Source organism: Flammeovirga pectinis (assembly GCF_003970675.1).
In the GTDB taxonomy this organism is placed as follows: domain Bacteria; phylum Bacteroidota; class Bacteroidia; order Cytophagales; family Flammeovirgaceae; genus Flammeovirga; species Flammeovirga pectinis.
Genome location: NZ_CP034562.1, coordinates 669,044 through 692,654, shown reverse-complemented (window position 1 = coordinate 692,654; position 23,611 = coordinate 669,044). Strand labels below are relative to the sequence as shown.

The window sequence follows — 23,611 nt, the reverse complement described above, 5'->3', positions numbered from 1 at the left end:
ACTAAGAAATAAAGGAGATTTTATTTTGTCTTTTGTAACTTAAGTAGAAACCTAATTCACTTCTACCATGAAAAGACCACTACTTCTACTACAATTTACTCTTTTTCTATGCCTAACATATATAGCACAAGCACAAAATACATTTAGACCTTTACAGGAAAACTTTGCTACTATACAAGAATGGGAAGACACTAATAATTGGCAAAAGGTAAGTGGAAATGCTACCCATAAATATCCAAAAAATAACGATCATATTACTTTTACAGAAGGAGGACAGTATAAAATCACAACCTTAGGTATTCATTTCAATTTAGATGAAATATCTACACTGCTTACTTTTGATAACAGCAGAAACAATGCTCATTATAATATTGGTGTAGATGGAAATGCCACAATAAATTTCGGGACTTTCACACCTAAAACTCAAATAACCGTTCTAGGTACTTTAACCTCTAATACCAGTCTATTATTAAAAGGAAATAAAAGTACTGTTACCGTTTCCGGAAGTCTAATCATTAATGAAGATTTTACCTTAAAAAACAGTAATAACTTAATCTCTGTACAGAATGGTGGAATGCTCACAATAGAAGGGAATTTCTACGCTACAAATGGCGGAGGGTCTACTTATACTATTGATGGAAACTTTACTATTAAAGAGGCTTTAGAAATTAATGGAAACGAGAAATTTACAATTCTTGATAATGGGAGTTTGTCAATTGGTAAAACACTAGATTCTAAAGGTGGAGGTGGTGCCGTTTTTACAATCTCAGGAAATTTAACTGTAGAGGGAAATTATTATATTAACGGAAATGAAAAAGTAACTTTAATAGAAGGAAGTAATGTCGTTTATGGCAGTAATATCATCTCAAAAAATGGTGGTGGTGGTTACTTTACTATTGGTGGCAATATGTTGGTAAAAGAAACCTTTGATATATTCGGTGGTGAAACAATAAACTTAGAAAAATCTGGTCAGTTAGAAATTCAAGGTGATATTATTCTTTCTTGTAATAATAGTCTAAAAATTCAGAATCAAGGAAATTTTATTTTTAACACAAATGAAAACAGTTGCATAATTAGAGATGCGAAATGTTATGAATCATCTAAAAATTATCAACTCTGTGAAAAGATAAATAATTCTGAAGACCTACCTGTTGAGTTATCCTATTTTGTTGGACAAAAAGCTGATAATGGAAACTTATTAATATGGAAAACGCTATCAGAAATAAATTGTGATTACTTCTCTATTGAATATTCTAACGATAATAAAATGTGGCAATTTCTTGATACACTACGTGGAGCAGGAAATATTAATACTCCTGTAAATTATGAATATTTAGACACATTATTTTCTGGAGATTATTACCGTTTAATACAATTTGATTTTGACAATAGTTCGACTATATATGGGCCTGTAGTATTTAAAAATGAAAATGATGATTTAACAATTAGAACATATCCTACGGTTGTAAAACCAGGGGGATTAATTCGTTTAGAAATAAGAGGCACCATAGAAGAATCTAAACTAACAATACAACTAATAAGTAGTAACGCAAAAATAGTTAAGGAAGTATTTGTCACAGCTGATATCGTAGATGGATATGTTGCAAGTTTCAAAATACCTTACAGTGTAGAAAATGGGATCTATATACTAAAAATCTTCCACGGATATCATCAGCGTATCAATAGAATTATTGTAAACTAAACTACTTTAGTATTGAAAAACAACATGTTAAATAACAGAATGTCCTATTTAAACACCATTATTACCAATAATTCCACCTTTATTTTTTTGATCAATAAAGGATCATAAAATTCCACCTAAAATAAAAAAATCTCCACTCTATCAGTAGTACAATTAGATAAATTTGATTAATCAAAATTAGCCAATACTATCTATTACAGCTATGAAAGAAATGAAAGATTTACTACAACTATCTTCTACTTTTACACTCTGTGTTAAATACATCTTCTGTCTTATCCTATTTATTGTAAATATATCAGAGGCTCAAATACCAAGTGGTTTCCAATGGGAACAAGAATTTTTAGTAGACTTTGGAGACGTAACCCAAACTAGTGGAAACTGGAATAATATCACTTTAGATAATATTCCTCAAACTATAAGTAATTCTTCTGGTACAGCCTCCTTATATAACATAGAAATGACGGAAGGATTTTTTGGAAGCAATGGTGCTTTATCAGATGCTAGTTTAAGCACTGGTTTAGGTAATCTTGCTGAAAATGCAGCAACATCAGATTATATTTACTCTGGTATTTCCAATGGTGTAGAAATCATCTTTTCAAATTTAGATCCTGATAAATATTACAGATTAAATGTCTTTGGTACTAGAGATGCATCAGATACAAGAACATCAGAATTTACATTTTCTGGTGCTACTTCTTCGGTTGGTTCTTTACAAACATCTGGAACAGGAATTGGAACTTCTTCACACCCTGATGGTAACCTTTCTCTTTACAATACAGACGCTATTCAACCAGATGCTTCTGGAAATATTACATTGGCAGGAAAATATACAACAGGTGCTTTTACATATTTAGGAGCTGCTCGTTTAGTAGAATATACAGCAATTTCTCCTTCTTCTTCTTTTTTAATTGATTTTGGAACTACAGAAATTGTAGGAGCCGATGCTAACGGAAACACTTGGAATACATCAAACTATTCAAATGATCCCATAAATAATTTATTAAAATCAGATGGCTCATCTACATCTTATCAGATGAATATTACAAGTGGTTGGGGTCTAGGTACTACTTCGGGTTTAAGTGATGCATCTTTAGGAAACGATTTAGAAGACTTGGCCATCAACGATGCAACATCTGATTATGCCATCAGAACTTCTGGAGATATTACTATAGATTTCACCAACTTAGACACTTCTAAAGCATATCGTTTTAAAATTTTCGGTTCAAGAAATATAGCAGCTGATAATAGTACAGAAATAACTATTAGTGGAGCTACAAGTACTAATGGACAATTCCAATCTTCTTCTACAGCTACTATTGGAACAACAGGGTATTTAAATGGTAATCTTGATGTTTATACAACAGATTACATTTTTCCAGATAATGGGAATACAATTACGTTTACTGCCGCAATTGCAAGTGGACAAATCAATATTAATGCAATCAAACTAGAAGAATATAGTGCTGAAACATCTGAACAAGATTTTCTTGTTGATTTTGGAGATTTAGAAGAAACATCTAGTCCTGACGTCAACAATAATTATTGGAACAATATCACTCTACTTCAAAAAAATATAACATTAACTTCTACAGAAAATGTTTCCACATCAATTGGTCTTGATTATAACAGAGGTGGCTTTGGTTTAGATGGAGGAATGGCAGATGCTACTCTTTCAAGTGGAATAAGTAATTTAGCCATTAATTCTGCAACAACAGATTATGCCTATGCGGCTGCCGGAGTTTCTGATTATGTGGAAGTAGAAGTAAATAATTTAGATGTAAATAAAGGCTACAGGTTTAATATTTTTGCTACTCGTTCTTCTATTAATGAAGACCGCATAACGGAGTATACAATTGTTGGAGCAAACACTTCAGTAGGTCAACTTCAAACTTCAGGAACATCAATTGGAACAATTGGGCATGTTTATGGAAACTTAGGTCTGTACTCATCAAGTTTAGTTTATCCTAATAACGAAGGAAAAATAACAATTACGGCAACAAGGGCTGCTGGTGATTTTTGTTACATTGGTGATATTAGAATTGAAGAATTCTCTAAAAATCCTATCTCAGAAGATCTTTTATATATTCCACAAGACGAAGACTTTGCTTTTTTTAATCTTCCTGTATCTCTTATAAATTTTGATGTATCGTTACAAAAACAAAATGCTTTATTAGAGTGGAGTACAGCTTCTGAAACAAATAATGATTATTTCTTAATTGAACATTCTACTGATGGTAGAAATTGGAAAAATATCAACCAAATAAATGGTGCGGGTAATTCTAATGTACAACTTGATTATAGTTTTATTGATGAGCACCTTGCTATTGGCAATAACTATTACCGTTTAACTCAAGTAGATTTTGATGGTAAAAGCGAAACTTTTGCTACTAAATCAATACAATTTGGGGTGGTAAATCAAAATTTGATAAGTGTAAATTGTTATCCTAACCCTATTCAACAAGAAGGAATTATCAACATCTCATTTCAACAAAAAAGTGAAAATGATATTCATCTAGCACTTATCAACATTAATGGAGTTCTTATTCAAAAAGAAAGGTTCTCTCCTAGTTCATCAACCATAAAGTGGAAATTAAACAGTACACAAAAGGGTATTTATTTCTTAAAAATTCAAGTTGGTACAACACAGATAATTAAAAAAATAAGTATTCAATAAATCTAAAAATGTAGTTAACTGTACAAATTTAGTCTTTACACATACATTAGACTGAGATACTATAGAACTCATTTCTTTTCGTTAGTTTTTTTTCAACACCTTAGCTCTGTATACAAAAGCGTACTCTTTACATTTTATTAAAAAATAAAGTATAAAGATGTACAAAACAGTGCAGCACTAACAAAATTGAAATGAACTATTGTCTTAACAATGCAAGTTGTTATAGACTTACTATGAATTATTATTCTAATGAAAAGAACAAATACTATCTATACCGCTACGTTATTTTTATTACTTATTAGCGGATTATTTCAGCTAAGTTATGCACAAGTAGAAGCTGACTTCTATGAGGAAAAGATTAATAATGTGAACGTTACTATAGATTTAGTAGCTGATTATGGTGTAAATAACTCAGATACTAAAGATGACAGTCCGCTACTTCAAAAAGCAATTGATGATATTGCTAAGGCGGGTAAAAGAGGGAAAATAACGCTTAAAAAAGGAACGTATTACCTTAGTAACATTGAACTGAAATCTAATATTCACTTAGTAATAGAAGAAAATACAGTTATTATTCCGCAAGATCCAGGAAATGACAAGAACTACAAAGTGTTTACTTTTGGAGGGAATAAAGCTACTGTTGGCAGCATAAGTATTAGAAGTACAAATAAAAAGTTTATTGTTGATCTTAGTAAAGTAAGAAATCCCAATGTTGCAGTAATCACGCTTCTTAATGTGGATAACTTTTATATTTCTGGAATGAAAGTAATTGATAACAATACAAAGTTCTCTGCAATTACTTTTGGGTATTCTACTTTTGAAAACAAATACTATAAACCTAGAAATGGAGTTGTAAGAAACTGCCATATAAGTAATGCACATTACGGATATGGTCTTGTACAATCTCAAGCGGCAAAGAATGTTTTCTTTAAAAACATTAGTGGTTCTGGTGGAGTTACCCTACGGTTAGAAACTGGTTATAGCAAAATGAATGCACTACAAGTTGGAGGTAATTTTGATATCTACGGTAAAAAAATCTCTTCTAAAAATGGAAATGCTACAGTAATGATTTCACCTCATGCTATAAAAAATGGACATGTAGAAATTGATGATGTAACGGCAATAAATTCCGGTTTTGCTGTTAGAATTGGTAATGGGTATACCACTAAAGATCAGGCTGTATTGGGTTTAAAACCAGGCTACTTTGCTAGTACTTCTAAAGTCACAAATATTAAAGCTACCTATGGTAAAACAGCACAAGTAAAAGCCAAGCATTTTAAATACATGCCTTGTGCTGAAAGAGGTTTAATAGCCGATGATTACAATCCCGATGGAGAATCTTACACAGCTCCTGCTATTGCTCCTGTATTAAATGCTGCAGAAGGTAATGGTCAAGGCTATTATAATGTAACTCTTCAAAATGTTAGTGGAAGTGGTTTTAAAAACTTGTCTAAAAATATTCTTTTTGAAAATGATAGTGATACTTGTTCTGGAACTAGCAATGCTAGAAACATAGATGAAGAAGTAGTAAACCAAATCAGTGTTTATCCTAACCCATCAAATGGCATGGTATACATAAAAAACTTAGGTGATAATACATTGAATACTATTGTTATTAGAAATAGTAACGGGCAAATAATAGAACAAGGAGTTAATTTAAATTCTACAATTGATCTATCGAAGTACAATTCTGGTATTTATTTTATCCGAATCAATAACGAAACACACAAGGTTATAATTAAGTAAAAAAGAAAAAATGCTTCATCAGTTTTTAAATTGATGAAGCATTTTTTATTCTTCAATATACAATTTCTTGATTCTAACGAGAGGACCAGGACATTGTGTTTCATGACAATTAGCACATTGTGCCACCGTCTGATTATAATACTTTATCTGCCCTTCTAAAGGTATACTGTCCAATTTATTGATGTGTAATAAAAACCTATCGGCCATCTTTATATAAACTTCTGAAGTGTTTTTTCCACTTTCTGTAGGGTTGGCACTTAAAATATGGTTTACATCAAGTGGTATTAAATTAATGGATTTCCCTTCTAGAATAGCCGCTTTTTGCTCTTCCATTTTATCAGAAGCATTACGCATTAACCACGCTAATTCTGAACCTCCATTAGGATATTGTATAGTTACTACTTCTTTACTTTTTGTCTGTTCAGCTTGACAACCAAAAAGTAGCAATGTATAAGACATCAGTAATAAAAAGCTAAGTCTCATATTATAATTGATCAACAACAGCAACACCGTTGGCCATAAAAGTATACTTCACTTCTGGAGTCGTAATTTTAGCTACCTCTTCTGGAGTTTTACCCGCATCTTCAGCGTAATGTTTTAAAGTAGCAACATCTATCACTTCTTTTTTAGCTACACCTTCTAAAATTACATCTTTACCTTCAGAATCCATTGGTACAAAAAATTTGTAATCTTTAAATTTCACAAACAATTCTGTTCCGTCATCCATAGGCATAGTTAACCAGCAGCCTTTTTTCTGACAAACACCATCTATTTGGCCTTTTACTTTTATTGCAATTGTATCTTGGCTAGCCAATTGATTAATAATCGTTTTTGAAGCTACTGCATTTTCGATATCAAAAGGTGCTCCATACATAGAAATTTCTTTTTTTTCTGAGCAAGAGATAAAGAGAATACAGAGTAAGATTGTTGATAATAATTTCATGTTAAATAATAGTTGATTAGTATTAGTATCAAAATTATCTAATCTAGTCTAAAAATAACTACTCTTCATTCTTTTTTTAATGAGTTACAACAAGTTCTATATCAAAAAGATGTTTATTGAGTTTGTAGCCACAAGTACAAACTTCGTCTTTCAGAATAATTAGAAAAAGAAACATCTCTATCCTTCTTTTTTATTCAAAAAATAAAAGAGACCTTTCAAATAATAAATAACAATTTTACATAAAGCAATACACTTTTTGGTGATTACTAGTATTGCAAAAATTAACAACGAATGAAACGTATTGAAAGATTACTTGAGACAAAAAAAGTACTATCATTTTTGATAGTATTACTGTGTGGTACAACGTCAATTTTTGCACAAAAAGAAGCTGATTTTTATATTGACAAGAGTAAAGAGGTCAGTAAAAAAGTTGATCTAGTAGAAGATTACGGAACAAATAATACTGATACGAATGACGATACGCCAAAACTACAAAAAGCAATTAATGATATGACCTCTTTGAAAAAAGGTGGAGAGATTTTTATTCCAAAAGGTACATATTACTTCAAAAATATTGAGTTAAAATCTAATGTTCATCTAGTAATTGATGAACATGCTACAATTATTCCGACACCAACAAATGACACTAAAAATTATAAAGTCTTTTTGTTTGGAGGAAAAAAGGGAACGATCAAAAATGTAAGTATCCGTAGTACAAAGAACTTTTTTACCGTAGACCTCCAAAATGTAATAAACAAAAGTGTTGCAGTTATTACACTTTCTAATGTAGAGAACTTCTTGATTTCTGGAATTAAAGTACTAGATGATAACACTAGGTTTTCTGCCATTACTTTAGGCTATGCTGAATATAAAAACCAGTATTTTAAACCAACAAATGGTGTAATTAAAAACTGTACTATTACAAAAGCACATTATGGTTATGGGCTTATTCAATCTCAAGCATCAGAACATGTGTATTATAAAAACTTGAGTGGAGAAGGTGGTGTTACGTTACGTTTAGAAACTGGTTATAAGAAAATGAACAAATTAAAAGTTGGTGGCAACTTTGATGTTTATGCAAAAAATCTTTCTTCTAAAAATGCAAATGCTACTTTAATGATTTCTCCGCACACAATAACAAATGGTTATTTTGAAGTGGATGGAGTTACAGCTATTAATTCTGGTTTTGCAGTAAGAATTGGGAAAGGATATACTACAAAAGATCAAAAAAAAGCAGGTTTAACTCCTGGCACTTATGATAGTACATCTAAAATTTCTAATGTAACGGCAACGTATGGTAAAACTGCACAAGTAAAGAGTAAGCATTTTAAATACATGCCTTGTAAAGAAAGAACATTAATTGCTTCATCATTTAATCCCGACGGAGAAAGTTATACAGCGCCTTCTATCTCTCCTATTGTAAATGCAGCTAAAGGAAGTGGTGCTGGTTATTTTAATGTAGAAATTACGAATGTTTCAGGAACAGGGTTTTCAAATTTAGATAAAGACATTTTAATAGAATCGGATGCTATTAAAACATGCCCTGATGGTAAAAAAATGAAATAGCTACTAGCAATTAAAAAGGTATTGAGACCATGATAAATCACATCATTCATAAACATATTGAATGATGTGATTTATTATTTTTTAGTTTTCACTTGTCCGCTTTTATATAAATCCAATGCACTGTTTATTAGTAGTTCAATAGTTTCTAACGGGAGATCTTCATTCGGATTCATACTAAATGATTTCATCAACTTTCTATCTTTTTGCTCTAACTCAGGGTGCTGTAATAGTAAACCTTCATGAAATAATAAATAAGGCCATTTTGTCTTTTTATCAATACTAATAAAACAGAAGTTTTTACCTCTAAAACTAAAACTCGGTATACCCCATTTAATGGCATGAACTACCTCGTTATCTTGTTGCATAATAATTTCTTTTAGAGCTAAAATACAGCCTTGTATTGGTTCCTCTTTAGATAAGTAATAGTGATCTGAGTTGTCCATTATAATTTTTGTTTGTCTTAGCAAAGTAATAAAATCATTTCAGTAGTTTATAATCTATCTACTTTTACTTTACTTTATAGTTTTACTTGTATATTTGTAGATCACAAACCTAATTAATCTCAAGAAAAATGTAATACTAAATTCTTTTAATAGCCATTGAAATCAATATCACTTTGATATTCCTAATTTTTAATATCCTAGAAAGAATACACATGCTTAGTATACAAGAACTCTCCTATTTACATCCTAATAAAGATGTATTATTCCAACATCTAAATTTCACTATTAATACCTCTACAAAAATTGCTTTAATTGGTAATAATGGTAGTGGAAAATCTACTCTTTTAAAAATAATTTCAGGAGAATTAATTCCTTCAAGTGGAACGTTAAAAGTAGAAAACCCGCCCTATTATGTTCCTCAAATATTCGGGCAATTCAACCATCTTACAATTGCTCAAGCACTAAAAATAGAAGATAAATTAAATGCCTTATCTCAAATTTTAAATGGAGATATATCAGAAGAAAATTATGCTATTTTAAACGATGATTGGACAATAGAAGAACGCTGTAAAGAGGCTTTAGAATATTGGCAATTATTTGATTTAGATTTATCGCAAAAATTATTTTCACTTAGTGGTGGCCAAAAAACTAAAGTTTTCCTTGCTGGTATTTTAATTCATCAACCCTCATTTTTTATTCTCGACGAACCCAGTAATCATATGGATAGTACTGGTAGAAAACTACTTTACAATTTTATCGAAAAGAGTAAAAGTACTATGATTGTGGTAAGTCATGATAGAAAATTACTCAATTTAATAGACACAACTTATGAACTCTCTCCAAGTGGAATTTCTATTTATGGAGGGAATTATGATTTCTATAAATCACAAAAAGAAATAGAAAAAAATGCCTTAAATTCTAGTATTCAGAACACAGAAAAGGCACTTCGAAAAGCCAAAGATAAAGAACGAGAAACAAGAGAAAGAAAAGAAAAAGTTGATGCTAGAGGTAAAAAGAAAAATATAAAATCTGGAGTACCAAAAGTAATGATGAATAAAATGAAGAATGATGCAGAGAATAGTTCTTCAAAACTTAATGGTGTACACCAAGAGAAGATTGGCGGTATATCAAAAGATTTACACACTTTACGTAATGCTGTTTCTAGTATAGATAAGATGAAATTTGGTTTTAATCAATCCTCATTACATAAAGGAAAAGTGATATTTATGGCAAGTACGATCAACTTTAAATATACAGATAGATCACTTTGGAAAAACCCTTTATCATTCGAAATAAATAGTGGAGATCGTATTGCTATAAAAGGAAATAATGGAACAGGAAAAACTACTTTAATTAAATTAATTTTAGGTAGTCTAGCTACATCAATTGGTACAATAAAACAAACACAAAATAATGCAGTTTATATAGATCAAGATTATTCTTTAATTGATACCACGCTTACTGTTTACGAACAAGTTCAGAAACATAATTCTTCGGCATTACTAGAGCACGAAATTAAGATTCGGTTAAACAGGTTTTTATTTCCCAAAGAAGAATGGGATAAACCTTGTAGTGCACTAAGCGGAGGTGAAAGAATGCGTTTAATGTTATGTTCTTTAACTGTAAATACAACTGCTCCTGATATAATTATACTAGACGAACCCACCAATAATCTTGATATCCAAAATATAGAAATTTTAACGGCCGCTATCCTTGAATATCAAGGAACATTGTTGGTGGTTTCTCATGATACCTCATTTTTAGAAAAAATAAATATTGAACGTACCATTGATTTAAATTAATCTAATAAATAGTTCCCTATTTTACTCTCTGAAAACCTTACAGTTATCAAATTTCATAACAAAAAACACATTATTTTTTGTCGACCTACCTTACTTCTTTGTCTTGATAACAGAAGAAGAAGTTTGTTATAAGCTTTAAGTTATAGTAACAGAAAATTTTAGTTATGGAACACCTTCACATTATTGATGTGAAGGTGTTTTTGTATATAAAGAATTGTTTGAAATCTCTGTATTTTTTGAAATAATGAATACTATGGTTTATAATTAAAGTACTTTTAAAAAACGATAACTAACGTAACTTTTTCTACTTTTTGATTATGGATTTTATTAGAAATCATTTTAATGCTATATCTCCAATTTCTACAGAAACATGGTTAGAAATTGCTCCTTTATTCCAGAAAAGAGAATTACCCAAACATCATTATTTTGTTAAAGAGCACATTAAAGCAACAGAAATAGGTTTCTTAGAAAAAGGCTGTGTTCGAGCTTTTTTTACAAATAAAGCAGCGAAAGAATACAATAAACAATTCTTTGTTGCCCCTTCCCTAATTGGGGCATACACATCTTTGTTAACAGGAAAAATTAATAAAATTCCACAACAGGCAATTACTGATTGTACTCTTTGGGTTGTTAGTTTTAAAGCGTTAGAAAAGAAGTACAGTAAATACCATGATCTTGAACGTTTAGGAAGAAAAATAGCAGAATATTATTTCTTAGAAAAAGAAGAAAAAGAATTAGAAATGGCTTTAAAAGATGCTACTGAAAGGTATTTAATTTTTAGAGAAAAGTTCCCAGATTTAGAGCAGAAGATACCACAATATCATATTGCTTCTTACCTTGGAATCTCTGCCACTCAACTAAGTCGTTTAAGAAATAAACTCTCAAAAAGTATCAAATAGCCTGATTTATTTACCTATGTAAACGAGTTTAAAAAGTACATGTCTCAACTTTGTCTTCTACTTTTAAACACAAAAATTATGAGACATCAAGTTAGTAAAATTACATTTTCGTTATTTATCAATCTACTCTTTCAGGCTTGTGCGTTACACCCCGCTGCATGGCAACCACCTACTAAACCAATTTTAGAGAATCAATATTCTTTAAATGACAAATTACAATCTTCTACCCAAATTGAACTGAACGGTTGGTGTGGTCCAGAAGATATAATTTTTGATGCTAAAGGCAACTTATACTGTGGTGTACATAAAGCAACAGATGATTTTAGTGATGGGAAAATTCTTAAAATTACTCCTCAAAATAATGTAGAAGTCTATTACAATGCAGGAAGTTGGGTTGCTGGCTTACACTTTGATGCTGATAGTAATTTAATAGCATTAAGTCATAAAGAAGGTTTAATACGTATTACACCCAATAAAGAAGTAACGATACTTGCAACAAAAGATGAAAAAGAAAGACCTTTTTTAATACCAAATGGATTAGATATAGCAAAAGATGGCATGATCTATTTTTCTAATACTTCTTACACTTCACCATATACTATCCCCTACGGTCGAAAATTAATTTTAGAAATTAAACACAACGGAGGTCTTTATAAGTACAACCCAAAAACAGCTCAAATTACTACCTTAATTGATGGTACTTATTTTGGAAATGGAGTAGTACTTTCTAAAAATGAAGACTTTATTTTAATGACAGAAACTACAAAATATCGAATTCTTAAATATTGGTTGAAAGGTTCAAAAACTGGAGAAACTGAAATATTAATTGATAATCTCCCTGGTTTTCCAAATGGAATCTCGATACGTAAAGATGGTAGTTTTTGGGTAGGCTTTTCTACAAAAAGAAATGATGCTTTAGATGGAATACAAGCACATAAAGGCATGAAAAAGTTTGTCTATTCTTTACCTGAATTCCTACAGCCAAAACAAGAATTGTATGGTATAATTCTCAATCTTTCTGAAGAAGGAAAAGTACTTTCTGCTCTTTATGATACAACAGGTGAAATTATTCCAGAGGCTGGAGCTGTGAAAGAGTATAACAATACTTTATACATTGGAGGTGATATTATAGAATACATCGGGAAATATCATTTAGATAAAAATAAAGTGTTTTAGAGTTTTAAAAAGGGTATTTTTACTTGTAAAAAGAGCAGTGAAAATATGAAAACATTAGAAATACCCCACCATGAGTTAAAAGAGTTTTTTATTGAACAGTTAAGACAAAAGACTCTTTTAACAAAAGCGTTTAATGGTATTACTATCGGCATACTTATAATTTTCTGTATAATGATTGGGTATAGTTTTCTGCAATTATTCCTATCAAATGCAAACCCCGAATTTTCTTTATTTATGGTAGGTTTGGGTTTACTCTGTATTCCTTTTCTTATTATTATTCATGAGTTAATTCATGGTATAGCATATATAATTTGTGGGGCAAGAAATGTGTATTTTGGTCACGAAATTAAGAAATTCCTTTTTTATGCTGCATCAGATAACCATATAGTTACGGGCAAACAGTTAGCTTTTATAGCACTTCTCCCTCTTTTTGTAATTGGAGTAATTTTGCTTGGTTTAATGATACTTGACACTACACATTTAAATGCTTATTTATCACTCTTCTGTTTTCATATTATTAGTTGTGGAGGTGATATAGCTGCAGTTAATTTTCTACTGCTTCATGGAATTGATAATGTAGCTACTAAAGATGTTAAACAAACAAGGATGACTTATTATTACATCTCGTAATATCTGATTTTTTTCAATAAAAATAATTCTCTTCTTATCTTCAATAAATTCAACATGAATATTCTAATAACAGGTAGTACAGATGGCATTGGTAAAATAGCAGCTATAAAATTAGCACAAGAGGGGTTCCATATTTATTTACATGGTAGAAATCCAGAAAAACTTGCTGCTACAGTTGCGGAGGTTAAAAGAGAAACAAAGAATGAAAATATATCCGGTTTTATTGCCGATTTATCTGATTTAGGGGCTGTTAAAAATATGGCAGATGAAATACAAAAAACTGTTCCAATTCTAGATGTATTAATCAACAATGCTGGAGTTTTTAAAAGTGCTACAACACATAATAGTCAAGGTCTAGATTTACGTTTTACTGTAAACTTTCTTGCCCCTTATTTATTAACGCAAGAATTATTACCTGTACTTAAAAAAAGTAATGCACCTAGAATTATTAATCTTAGTTCTGCAGCTCAGTCTCCTATAAATTTAGATACATTACTTGGTAAAAATAACCAATCTGAAAATGACACCTACGCACAAAGTAAACTTGCTCTAACAATGTGGAGTTTTCATTTAGCGGCACAAGAAAAAGATATTATTACCATTGCTGTAAATCCAGGTTCACTACTAAATACCAATATGGTAAAAGAAGCTTACGGGCACCATTGGTCTTCTGCAGAGAAAGGGGGAAATGTTTTATATCAACTAGCTATAGCAATACTTCGGTAAAATAATATATTTTTCAAGCAGCAATTTGACCTAATTTTCGAATCATCTCAAATTGCTGTTTATTTTTTTCAACATCTACATCAATTCGAAATACACTAAAAATCTTTTTTAGTATTAACTCATTGAAATAGAGTGTTTTTATGTTAGCCATTGAAAAGGGGCCTCTTTCCTTTTTTTCTTGATTGATCCAATGAAAAGCCTTAGCAATTGAGACAGAAGTAAGTGCCATATTAGTATGAAAATGAATTTTATTTTTACTTATTCCTTGACAACCTGTAAGACTTGTATGCTGTTTTGCATCTCGAAAAAGAAATTCTATGTGAAAACGTAATCTGTAATAATTGAAAATTTGGAAGGCCTCTTGATTTAGATCTGTTGAAAAGAATATTTTTTGCTTGAGCTTTTGATTTTTAAATTGAACAAGTGCAATCATTACTTCTCTTTTTAAAGCAACGCTATAAAGTTTTGCAGAGTACAAATAATATAAGTCTGTATCATCTTCTAACTGGAAAATATCGAGATCAATATTTTTCCAGTCTACTTTTCCGTTGAATTTTTTAGGTCTACCGCGTTTTCCTGTTTTTGGTCCTTCAAATAAATACCTTGCATTCATATCACCTCTAAATCGACTAATTACAGTAAAGCCAGCCTCATCTAATGGTCGAACAAACTTTTCTTTTGCAAAATAAGCATCAGCTACAACATACTTAGAATGCGTCAATAATTGCTCTTTATGTGTAAGCAAAGTGGATGCATAATGGTCAACTAAACTCATGCCTTTCTCCTTTAATTCTGTAATTGAAGGCGTTTGGATTGCATCATAATGAAAGGCATTACGACTTTCTACATCAACAATTCCAATACCTGATAAATCCAATCCTTTTTGAGCTTTACCAGCACATCCGGACCAATATTTCCCTAAACCATAGGTTTTCTTACCACTTTTACTGAGGTAAACAGGATCGAAAGCTATTATTTTTTCATCACCACAATGTTCATTGATCAAATGATGATTAAATTCTGAAAAAGAAAAACCTGATTCGAAATTATTTCGGTAAGTTTTTTCACTATATGAACCATACCTTGATAACTGAAGAAAATTAATTTTCCCCTTGATACTCAAGAAGAGTATAAAACATTCTGTTAAAAAGTTGACTTTACTTTTTCTTAAGTCAGACATTTTTGATAATATTGGTCCTATGAAAGCTCTGCTTTCCATAATTAGCTGTTTTTTGTTGGTAGGACTTCAAAATTACAGCTTTTTATGTTTTATAGGGATTTTGAAAAAATTACCGAAGTATTGTATAGGAGAAGAATATAGTAAACACTCTGGAGATTATTTTGATAATGATAAAGGTGAAGAAATTGGTATTTTTGGTAAAGCTCACGAAGATGCATACAACACCTATAAAATAGAAAGCTTGTTAGAAACCACTAAAGGTATACTAAATAAATAATGGTATTCTATTGTTGTTTTAATCAATAAAACTCTGATGTTAAGGATGATAAATAAATGATTTCACTTCATTTATTTTTTGTAAATTCGTTAGTAGATTTAATCTATTTATATAACCTTAGACGGTTTTAAATTACTACTTTTCATCAAAATTAATATAAGATGACAATCAAAACATCTTCCGAATTAGACGGAATGAAAAAGATTAGTGAGGTCGTTGCATTGACATTAAAATCTATGATTTCTTACACTAAAGTAGGAATGACTACTAAAGAAATTGATGAATATGGTGCTACAATATTAAAAAAATACGGAGCTAAATCTGCTCCTTACGAAACATATAAATTTCCGGGTTATACATGTATTAGTGTTAATAATGAAGCCGCACACGGTATCCCTTCGGATAAAAGAATACTTAAAGAAGGCGATTTAATTAATATTGATGTATCTGCAGAACTTAATGGTTTTTGGTCGGATAATGGTTGTTCTTTTGTATTAGGAGAAGATATCCATAACCACCAACCTTTAGTAGATGCCTCTAAAGAGATTCTACGTAAAGCTATTTATAGTGTTAAAGGTGGAGTTAGAGTTGCTGATATTGGCCATATTATTGAGAAAGAAGCCAAAAAGAAAGGACTAACTGTAATTAAAAACCTTGCAGGACATGGAGTTGGCAGAAGTCTGCACGAAGCTCCTGAAGAAATTTTAAATTACAGGGTTTCTAGTAATAGAGAAAGGTTTAAAAAGAATGCTACAGTTGCAATAGAAACCTTTATTTCTACTAAATCTACTTTTGCTGTTGAACAAGCTGATGGATGGACTTTAAAAGGTAGCCGAGGTGGTTTTGTTACGCAACATGAACATACAATACTTGTTACAGATGCTGCTCCAATTATTCTTACTGAAGGGAATGGTGTTTGGGACTAAAAATAATATTCCTCTACTGTAAAAAGTAGAGGATTTTTTTATATCATTGAGTAAGTAGTATTTAAGACTATTTAAAAAATGACAAAAAAACCAGAAAATAAACTTCACTTCTCTACAGACTATGGTATTTTTATCGGTACACTAAATGATAATAAATACCATAAACATTTTGCATTACAACTGACAGTAAGCCTAGGAAATGATACTCGTTTGTTACTGCTAGATAACACGCTAAAAAGCGCTACATTTTTATTACAATCCAATAGTTTACATCAATTACTTTCTTCTAAACAGCAATTGATTCTGCTAATTAACCCCATTAGTAATTTAGGTCATTACCTGCATTTAGAACTAGGAGGTAAAGAAGTGCTCCCATTTGAAAATCAGTTAACATATCAACTTAAAAAAGTATTTGAAGCATTAAATAATAAGCAAATCACTTTTAAAAATTTTTATAATGATGTAGACGTAATATTAGAAAAATACAAGTGTAGTTGCCTTCTTAACAACCACCTTAAAGATGATCGTATTTTTAAAGCAATTCTTTACCTAGAAAAGCATTTTGAAACCACTGTTAGTTTAGAAGAAATTGCAGCACTTTGTTTTCTATCACCAAGTCGCTTTCTTCATCTTTTTAAAGAAAAAACTGGGTTAAATTTCAGACGATATCAATTATGGAATAAACTTTTAAAATCGATTCCTTATTTAATCAATAACTCAATTACTTCTACTGCATATCAAAATGGTTTTTCTGATAGTGCTCATTATTCCAGAACATTTAAAGAGACGTTTGGCATCAATCCAAAAATTATTGCCAAAAATAGATAAATAGCCTTTGGAGAAGGCTATAACTTAGCCAGTTTATTCAATTTTAAGAAGAAGTAACCTATCATCTTTGTTTCATCATTTAAATAAGTGAAAATATGAAACAATACTTAAAGGAAACTCAATTATTAAATTTCAATCACGCCATAATTCAGCGACTTATTAAAAATAAGAAATGGATTCAACTATCTGATATTGAAAGAGTACAGTCGATTTACAATTTTGTAAGGGATGAAATTAAATTTGGGTATAATAGTTCCGATCAGCTCACTGCTACAACAATTCTTACCGACGGAATTGGGCAATGTAACACTAAAGCCACACTATTAATGGCTCTTTTAAGAGGAGTAAATATTCCAAATAGAATACATGGCTTCACAATTGATAAAACTTTACAAAAAGGGGCTATTTCTGGCTTATGGTATACCTTATCTCCTAAAAATATTCTCCATAGTTGGGTAGAAGTATATGTAAATAATACTTGGTATTTTCTAGAAGGTGTAATCTTAGATAAACAATATCTTCAACAACTTAAGAAAAAAAACAAAGACTGTACAACTAGCTTTTGTGGTTTTGGAGTATTTACAGAAGACCTTAATAACCCTGCTGTAGATTGGTATTTAAATAACACTTACATCCAAAATTTAGGTATAAATAATGACTTTGGTTTGTTTAATTCTCCAGATGATTTCTATAAACAACATCGGCAAAAAATGGGGCCTATGAAACGATTTTTCTATAGAAATTTTATTCGCCATTCTTTAAATATCACTGTTAATAAGATAAGAAATAATTATACTGTTTAATCTAGTTATCCTCAGAAAAATTACTCCATAAACCTTAGCATAATTTTATAATAGCATTTACATGCTTTTGGTTTTTATATTTAGTAAACCAAAACATAAAAAGTATACTATGAAATCAATGACTTGTAAACAATTGGGTGGAGCTTGCAACAAAGTCTTTACTGCTGAAACTTTCGAAGAAATGGCTGATTTAAGTAAACAACACGGTATGGAAATGTATCAACAAAAAGACAAAGCTCATTTAATAGCCATGGAAAAAATTCAAGTATTAATGGCTTCTCCAGAGAAAATGAAAGAATGGTTTACGGCCAGAAAAGAGGAATTTAATGCACTACCCAACCTATAATTTAAAAATAATGTACTTTGGTAGTAGATAGTACAAAATAATAGTAAACGACAGAGAGTCATTAATAGGAGTTTAGTAACTTTGCCTTACCTAAAAGGACAAACAAAAACGTAATCTTTCTTGTTAAAGATAGTAATTATTAAAACTCACTTATTTCACTCAGATGTATAATATTAACTCTATTGAGGACCAAATATCCCCACTAAGAAAACAACTTCAAGAACATCAATTATATCAGAAACTAAGATGTATTGATGATGTAAAAGTATTTATGGAAAACCATGTATTTGCAGTATGGGATTTCATGTCACTTTTAAAAGCATTGCAAATAGATTTAACTTGTACAACTATTCCGTGGGTACCTGCTGAACATCCTATTTTAGCAAGGTTTATCAATGAGATTGTACATGGGGAAGAAAGTGATATTAACGAAATTGGTGAGCCTAAAAGCCATTTCGAAATGTATTTAGATGCTATGAAACAAGTTGGTGCATCTACAATTTCAATTCAATCTTTTATTCTTAAAATTCAATCTGGTGAAGAAGTCGAGAATGCTTTAAATTCCACTTCATTAAATACAACTGTTAAAGACTTTGTAAACTTTACTTTTAAAGTAATTGCTACTAAAAAAACACATCTAATTGCAGCTGCTTTTACTTTTGGTAGAGAAGATGTAATTCCTGATATGTTTATTGAAATACTTAAAAATGCTGATGCTAAAAACATAAGGTACAATAAGCTAAAGTATTATTTAGAGAGACATATTGAATTAGATGGTGATGAACATGGCCCGCTATCTTTAAAAATGATTTCAGAACTATGTGGTAATGATTCTAACAAATGGGCAGAAACATTAGAAGTTGCCAAAGAGGCATTAAAACATAGAATTGAACTTTGGAATGGAATTGAAGAATCAATAAATAGTTTACAGCTTCAATCTATTTAAGTAAAAAATAAATATCTAGTAATATAAATGAGCAACATTCTGTTAAATGAGTGTTGCTTTCTTTGCTTAAAAAAACAATTAATTATCACTAAATTATTTTTATGCAGAAGAATTTTATAAAATAGAAGATGCTAAATATGATTATCAGTTTTATTAAAAAGCTATTTTCTACAACTCAACAGACAAAACAGGTAAGTAGCGATCCTAGGGCAGTTAAATTATCAACTTCTTCTGCAACAAGAAGATTGGTAATTCCTGATATTCATGGTTGTCCAAAAACATTACAAGGCTTGCTGAATCAAATCGATTTAAAGAAAACGGATTACCTCTTTTTTTTAGGAGATTACATTGATAAAGGAGTAGATAGTAAAGGTGTATTAGATAGTATAATTAGCCTAATTAATAATGGTTATACTATTTATCCTTTAAGAGGAAACCATGAAGATGAACTTATTGAAACAATTGAGATTAAAGATAAAATACTTAGTTATCACGCTGGTAATAACCTTGAACCACTTTTAAAAGATGAATATAGACTACTTGATGAATATGAGAATTTTTTATTTCAACTACCTTATTATTATGAATTAGAGGATTACTTTTTAGTGCATGCAGGGTTTAATTTCAAGGCAAAAGATCCTTTAAAAGATTTTGATGAAATGTTATGGGTAAGAAATTTTCCAAAGAATTTAGATACCTTAAAAGATAAAAAGTTAATACACGGGCATACACCTACTCCTATTCAAGATATACTAAAAATGATAAAGGAAGAGCAACGAATATGTTTAGATGCTGGAGCTGTATTTAATACTATAGAAGGTTTGGGAGAGTTATTGTGTTTGGATTTAGATACTTTAAAAGTATATAGACAGCATAATTTAGACAAAAAAGCTATTTCTTGAAACGATAAGAATAAAAAAACCTCCCTTACTTTAACCAGAAGTGAGGGAGGTTTTTATATGTCTAAAAGGTACTTAAATAAAAGTATATTTAAGCTTCTACTTCTTCGTAATCACTTACAGGAATACAAGAACAGATAAGATTTCTATCACCAAAAGCACTGTCTATTCTACGTACTGTTGGCCAAAACTTATTTGCTTGTACATAAGGAAGTGGGTATACTGCTTTTTGTCTAGAATATGGTAAATCCCATTCTTCTGTAATTGTCATGCCTTGCGTGTGAGGAGCATTTTTCAACACATTGTTCACAGCATCAGCCTTACCGTCAATTACTTCTTGAACTTCCTTACGGATCTCAATCATTGCATCACAGAATTGATCTAGCTCTGCTTTAGATTCAGACTCTGTAGGCTCAATCATTAATGTACCTGGTACTGGGAATGATACTGTTGGTGCATGATAACCGTAGTCCATCAAACGTTTTGCAATATCTTCTACCTCAATTCCTGCAGGTTTAAACTGACGACAATCCACAATCATTTCGTGTGCATTACGTCCATTCGTACCCACATAAAGTACTGGATAATGTTCTTTTAACCTGTATTGCATGTAGTTGGCATTTAAGATTGCTGTTTTAGTAGCATTCGTTAAACCTTCACCACCCATCATAGCAATGTATGCATAAGAGATAGGTAAAATACTTGCAGAACCCCAAGGAGCAGCAGATACAGCAGAAGATGCCTTAGCACCTACGTTGTTATCTATAACTGAATGACCTGGTAAATAAGGAGCTAAATCAGCTACTACGCCAATAGGACCAACACCAGGACCTCCACCACCGTGAGGGATACAGAAAGTTTTGTGTAAATTCAAGTGACAAACGTCTGCACCAATTGTAGCAGGAGATGTTAATCCTACCTGAGCATTCATGTTTGCACCATCCATATAAACACGTCCACCGTTATCGTGGATAATTTGACAAATCTCAATAATAGACTCTTCAAATACACCATGTGTAGATGGGTAAGTTACCATTAACGAAGATAAGTCATTAGAATATTGTTCTGCTTTAGCCTTAAGGTCAGCAACATCAATATTACCCATATCATCACACTTAACAATAACCACTTTCATTCCTGCCATTACTGCAGATGCTGGGTTAGTACCGTGTGCTGAAGATGGAATTAAAGAGATATGACGATGACCTTGACCATTTGCTTCGTGATAAGCACGGATCGTTAATAGACCTGCATATTCACCATTTGCTCCAGAGTTTGGTTGTAATGACATTGCGTCAAAACCTGTGATTTCACATAACCATGCCTCTAGATCTTTAAATATTTCTTGATATCCTTGTGCTTGTTCCTTTGGTGCAAATGGGTGCATTTGTCCAAATTCTGGCCACGTTACAGGAATCATTTCTGCTGTTGCATTCAACTTCATTGTACAAGATCCTAAAGAAATCATTGAATGAACCAATGATAAATCTTTGTTCTCAAGACGTTTTAAGTAACGCAACATTTCATGTTCTGCATGGTACTGACTGAATACTGGGTGTGTTAAAAACTCAGTAGTTCTTTGTAACGATGAAGGAACAGAAACAGCAATATCTTGTGCAAGAGCTTCTACGTCAATTGCTAAATTAAGACCTAGTGCATCTTGGAAGATATCTACTAAATCAGCAATATGAGAAACGTCTGTAGTTTGGTTCATAGATAAACCAATACACCCATCCTCAAAATAACGGAAGTTTGCTAAACGCTCTTCTGCAAGTAACTTAATTGCTTTTGCCTGAAGAGGTGTTGTTTTTATTTTTACGGTATCGAAGTAGTCTTTATTTACTATTTCTAAACCTAATTGTTCAACTGAAGTAACCAATAAATTGGCCATTCCGTGTGTACGGCGTGCAATTGTTTTCAATCCTTCTGGACCGTGATACACTGCATAAGCAGAAGCCATAACGCCCAATAATACTTGTGCTGTACAAATATTAGAAGTTGCACGTTCACGCTTAATATGTTGTTCACGAGTCTGCAATGCCATTCTGTATGCCTCATTACCGTCTCTATCTTTCGATACTCCGATAATACGACCTGGAATTTGACGTTTGTATGCATCTCTTGTAGCAAGGAAACCTGCATGAGGTCCACCATAACCCATAGGAACACCAAAACGTTGTGCAGAACCTACCACTGCATCAGCATCCATTTCTCCTGGCTCTTTCAACATTGTTAATGCTAAAAGGTCTGAAGCCATACCTACTAATACACCATTTTCGTGAGCAGTAGCAATAAAATCAGTATAGTCTGAAATTGCACCGTTTGTATCTGGGTATTGTACAAGAACACCAAAAAGTGTCTCGTCTGTAAGGTCTAACTGTGAAACATCACCAATAACAAGCTCAACACCAATTGGCGTACAGCGTGTTTTTATTAAATCTAGTGTCTGAGGGTGCACAGAATCTGCTGCAAAGAATTTATTTGCAACTTTCTTTTTAGCACCTTTTCTAGCTCCATGAAACATATGAACTACCTCACCTGCCGCAGTTGCTTCATCTAATAAAGAAGCATTTGCTAGTTCCATACCTGTAAGGTCTGTTACCATTGTTTGGAAGTTCAAAAGCATTTCTAAACGCCCTTGTGCAATCTCTGCTTGGTACGGTGTATATGCCGTGTACCAACCTGGATTTTCTAAGATGTTTCTTAAAATTACTGGGGGTGTAATTGTGTTGTAATACCCCATACCAATGTAAGAACGGTAGATTTTGTTCTTTTCTGCAACAGTTCTAAACTGACGCAAAAATTGGTATTCAGTTAATGGTTCAGGAAGGTTTAATCCCTTTTTTAGACGAATTTTTTCAGGAACAGTTTGAGCTATTAACTCATCAATATCTGCGACTCCTAAAGCAGTTAGCATTTCTTCAATTTGAGTATTGTTGGGCGCATTGTGCCTTGCCTCAAATCTCTCGAAGTTGTTTAAATCAATCTTCATCGACTACGGTTGTGTTGTGGTATTTAACATACTGTATTGCAGGTTAAAAGAAGATGTGGTAAATTGTCCCCGCAGCTTCCCTGTCAATAACACGGCAAATATAGTTA

The 23,611-nt window shown here is 31.5% G+C and carries 21 protein-coding genes; 16 read left to right on the top strand and 5 right to left on the bottom strand.

Annotated elements, in window-relative coordinates; translation table 11 throughout:
* Positions 1-67 precede the first annotated feature (67 nt).
* From EI427_RS02805 to EI427_RS02795, 3 genes are all read left to right on the top strand, one after another.
* A complete protein-coding gene (locus EI427_RS02805) occupies positions 68-1,702 on the top strand; it encodes a ubiquitin family protein (RefSeq protein WP_126611393.1) in 1,635 nt (544 codons plus the stop codon).
* 211 nt (positions 1,703-1,913) lie between these two features.
* On the top strand, positions 1,914-4,376 hold the full coding sequence (locus EI427_RS02800; RefSeq protein WP_170178377.1) for a T9SS type A sorting domain-containing protein: 2,463 nt from the start codon (positions 1,914-1,916) through the stop codon (positions 4,374-4,376).
* Between the two features lie 249 nt (positions 4,377-4,625).
* Positions 4,626-6,122: a T9SS type A sorting domain-containing protein gene (locus EI427_RS02795; RefSeq protein WP_126611387.1), complete on the top strand. Its 1,497-nt coding sequence runs from the start codon at positions 4,626-4,628 to the stop codon at positions 6,120-6,122.
* 45 nt (positions 6,123-6,167) lie between these two features.
* Here the strand turns inward: EI427_RS02795 and EI427_RS02790 are convergent, their stop codons facing one another.
* Both EI427_RS02790 and EI427_RS02785 read right to left on the bottom strand, forming a co-directional pair.
* Positions 6,168-6,605: a hypothetical protein gene (locus EI427_RS02790; protein ID WP_126611385.1), complete on the bottom strand. Its 438-nt coding sequence runs from the start codon at positions 6,603-6,605 to the stop codon at positions 6,168-6,170.
* 1 nt (position 6,606) lies between these two features.
* A complete protein-coding gene (locus tag EI427_RS02785; RefSeq protein ID WP_126611382.1) occupies positions 6,607-7,065 on the bottom strand; it encodes a DUF4920 domain-containing protein in 459 nt (152 codons plus the stop codon).
* 291 nt (positions 7,066-7,356) lie between these two features.
* Between EI427_RS02785 and EI427_RS02780 the strand changes: the two genes are divergently transcribed.
* Positions 7,357-8,631: a glycosyl hydrolase family 28-related protein gene (locus EI427_RS02780; protein ID WP_126611380.1), complete on the top strand. Its 1,275-nt coding sequence runs from the start codon at positions 7,357-7,359 to the stop codon at positions 8,629-8,631.
* A 74-nt stretch (positions 8,632-8,705) separates the two neighbouring features.
* Here the strand turns inward: EI427_RS02780 and EI427_RS02775 are convergent, their stop codons facing one another.
* Complete coding sequence (locus EI427_RS02775; protein ID WP_126611378.1) at positions 8,706-9,074, bottom strand: DUF1801 domain-containing protein; 369 nt, start codon at positions 9,072-9,074, stop codon at positions 8,706-8,708.
* A 212-nt stretch (positions 9,075-9,286) separates the two neighbouring features.
* On the opposite strand from EI427_RS02775, the gene abc-f reads away from it, so the two are divergent.
* From abc-f to EI427_RS02750, 5 genes are all read left to right on the top strand, one after another.
* Positions 9,287-10,876 carry a ribosomal protection-like ABC-F family protein gene (abc-f, locus tag EI427_RS02770; protein ID WP_126611376.1) on the top strand — a complete coding sequence of 530 codons (1,590 nt, stop codon included), beginning with the start codon at positions 9,287-9,289 and terminating at the stop codon, positions 10,874-10,876.
* Between the two features lie 317 nt (positions 10,877-11,193).
* Positions 11,194-11,775 (top strand): Crp/Fnr family transcriptional regulator, encoded by a 582-nt coding sequence (locus EI427_RS02765; protein ID WP_126611374.1) that lies wholly within the window; start codon positions 11,194-11,196, stop codon positions 11,773-11,775.
* A gap of 78 nt (positions 11,776-11,853) precedes the next feature.
* A complete protein-coding gene (locus tag EI427_RS02760; protein WP_170178376.1) occupies positions 11,854-12,951 on the top strand; it encodes an SMP-30/gluconolactonase/LRE family protein in 1,098 nt (365 codons plus the stop codon).
* Positions 12,952-12,996: 45 nt separating this feature from the next.
* Positions 12,997-13,581: a DUF3267 domain-containing protein gene (locus EI427_RS02755; protein ID WP_126611370.1), complete on the top strand. Its 585-nt coding sequence runs from the start codon at positions 12,997-12,999 to the stop codon at positions 13,579-13,581.
* Positions 13,582-13,635: 54 nt separating this feature from the next.
* The gene (locus EI427_RS02750) at positions 13,636-14,307 is read left to right on the top strand and encodes an SDR family NAD(P)-dependent oxidoreductase (RefSeq protein ID WP_126611368.1); all 672 of its coding nucleotides are present in this window, start codon (positions 13,636-13,638) and stop codon (positions 14,305-14,307) included.
* 13 nt (positions 14,308-14,320) lie between these two features.
* Here the strand turns inward: EI427_RS02750 and EI427_RS02745 are convergent, their stop codons facing one another.
* Positions 14,321-15,526 (bottom strand): transposase, encoded by a 1,206-nt coding sequence (locus EI427_RS02745; protein ID WP_126611366.1) that lies wholly within the window; start codon positions 15,524-15,526, stop codon positions 14,321-14,323.
* A gap of 61 nt (positions 15,527-15,587) precedes the next feature.
* On the opposite strand from EI427_RS02745, the gene EI427_RS25845 reads away from it, so the two are divergent.
* From EI427_RS25845 to EI427_RS02715, 7 genes are all read left to right on the top strand, one after another.
* Positions 15,588-15,764 (top strand): hypothetical protein, encoded by a 177-nt coding sequence (locus EI427_RS25845; protein ID WP_155523271.1) that lies wholly within the window; start codon positions 15,588-15,590, stop codon positions 15,762-15,764.
* Positions 15,765-15,925: 161 nt separating this feature from the next.
* Positions 15,926-16,690 (top strand): type I methionyl aminopeptidase, encoded by a 765-nt coding sequence (gene map / locus EI427_RS02740; RefSeq protein WP_126611364.1) that lies wholly within the window; start codon positions 15,926-15,928, stop codon positions 16,688-16,690.
* A gap of 78 nt (positions 16,691-16,768) precedes the next feature.
* Positions 16,769-17,518, top strand: coding sequence for an AraC family transcriptional regulator (locus tag EI427_RS02735; protein WP_126611361.1), 750 nt, complete (start codon positions 16,769-16,771; stop codon positions 17,516-17,518).
* Between the two features lie 95 nt (positions 17,519-17,613).
* Positions 17,614-18,321 (top strand): transglutaminase-like domain-containing protein, encoded by a 708-nt coding sequence (locus tag EI427_RS02730; protein WP_126611359.1) that lies wholly within the window; start codon positions 17,614-17,616, stop codon positions 18,319-18,321.
* 109 nt (positions 18,322-18,430) lie between these two features.
* Positions 18,431-18,667 (top strand): DUF1059 domain-containing protein, encoded by a 237-nt coding sequence (locus EI427_RS02725; RefSeq protein WP_126611357.1) that lies wholly within the window; start codon positions 18,431-18,433, stop codon positions 18,665-18,667.
* A gap of 163 nt (positions 18,668-18,830) precedes the next feature.
* Positions 18,831-19,613, top strand: coding sequence for a DUF3050 domain-containing protein (locus tag EI427_RS02720; RefSeq protein ID WP_126611355.1), 783 nt, complete (start codon positions 18,831-18,833; stop codon positions 19,611-19,613).
* A 137-nt stretch (positions 19,614-19,750) separates the two neighbouring features.
* A complete protein-coding gene (locus tag EI427_RS02715) occupies positions 19,751-20,515 on the top strand; it encodes a metallophosphoesterase family protein (protein WP_170178375.1) in 765 nt (254 codons plus the stop codon).
* Positions 20,516-20,603: 88 nt separating this feature from the next.
* Here EI427_RS02715 and gcvP read toward each other — a convergent pair whose 3' ends face one another.
* A complete protein-coding gene (gene gcvP / locus EI427_RS02710; protein ID WP_126611344.1) occupies positions 20,604-23,504 on the bottom strand; it encodes an aminomethyl-transferring glycine dehydrogenase in 2,901 nt (966 codons plus the stop codon).
* Positions 23,505-23,611 lie beyond the last annotated feature (107 nt).

What these genes read in the sequence shown, in the direction of transcription:
- EI427_RS02805 (WP_126611393.1), top strand. Translation starts at nt 68, where the DNA reads ATGAAAAGACCACTACTTCTACTACAATTTACTCTTTTTCTATGCCTA.
- EI427_RS02800 (WP_170178377.1), top strand. Translation starts at nt 1,914, where the DNA reads ATGAAAGATTTACTACAACTATCTTCTACTTTTACACTCTGTGTTAAA.
- EI427_RS02795 (WP_126611387.1), top strand. Translation starts at nt 4,626, where the DNA reads ATGAAAAGAACAAATACTATCTATACCGCTACGTTATTTTTATTACTT.
- EI427_RS02790 (WP_126611385.1), bottom strand. Translation starts at nt 6,605, where the DNA reads ATGAGACTTAGCTTTTTATTACTGATGTCTTATACATTGCTACTTTTT.
- EI427_RS02785 (WP_126611382.1), bottom strand. Translation starts at nt 7,065, where the DNA reads ATGAAATTATTATCAACAATCTTACTCTGTATTCTCTTTATCTCTTGC.
- EI427_RS02780 (WP_126611380.1), top strand. Translation starts at nt 7,357, where the DNA reads ATGAAACGTATTGAAAGATTACTTGAGACAAAAAAAGTACTATCATTT.
- EI427_RS02775 (WP_126611378.1), bottom strand. Translation starts at nt 9,074, where the DNA reads ATGGACAACTCAGATCACTATTACTTATCTAAAGAGGAACCAATACAA.
- abc-f (WP_126611376.1), top strand. Translation starts at nt 9,287, where the DNA reads ATGCTTAGTATACAAGAACTCTCCTATTTACATCCTAATAAAGATGTA.
- EI427_RS02765 (WP_126611374.1), top strand. Translation starts at nt 11,194, where the DNA reads ATGGATTTTATTAGAAATCATTTTAATGCTATATCTCCAATTTCTACA.
- EI427_RS02760 (WP_170178376.1), top strand. Translation starts at nt 11,854, where the DNA reads ATGAGACATCAAGTTAGTAAAATTACATTTTCGTTATTTATCAATCTA.
- EI427_RS02755 (WP_126611370.1), top strand. Translation starts at nt 12,997, where the DNA reads ATGAAAACATTAGAAATACCCCACCATGAGTTAAAAGAGTTTTTTATT.
- EI427_RS02750 (WP_126611368.1), top strand. Translation starts at nt 13,636, where the DNA reads ATGAATATTCTAATAACAGGTAGTACAGATGGCATTGGTAAAATAGCA.
- EI427_RS02745 (WP_126611366.1), bottom strand. Translation starts at nt 15,526, where the DNA reads ATGGAAAGCAGAGCTTTCATAGGACCAATATTATCAAAAATGTCTGAC.
- map (WP_126611364.1), top strand. Translation starts at nt 15,926, where the DNA reads ATGACAATCAAAACATCTTCCGAATTAGACGGAATGAAAAAGATTAGT.
- EI427_RS02735 (WP_126611361.1), top strand. Translation starts at nt 16,769, where the DNA reads ATGACAAAAAAACCAGAAAATAAACTTCACTTCTCTACAGACTATGGT.
- EI427_RS02730 (WP_126611359.1), top strand. Translation starts at nt 17,614, where the DNA reads ATGAAACAATACTTAAAGGAAACTCAATTATTAAATTTCAATCACGCC.
- EI427_RS02725 (WP_126611357.1), top strand. Translation starts at nt 18,431, where the DNA reads ATGAAATCAATGACTTGTAAACAATTGGGTGGAGCTTGCAACAAAGTC.
- EI427_RS02720 (WP_126611355.1), top strand. Translation starts at nt 18,831, where the DNA reads ATGTATAATATTAACTCTATTGAGGACCAAATATCCCCACTAAGAAAA.
- EI427_RS02715 (WP_170178375.1), top strand. Translation starts at nt 19,751, where the DNA reads ATGATTATCAGTTTTATTAAAAAGCTATTTTCTACAACTCAACAGACA.
- gcvP (WP_126611344.1), bottom strand. Translation starts at nt 23,504, where the DNA reads ATGAAGATTGATTTAAACAACTTCGAGAGATTTGAGGCAAGGCACAAT.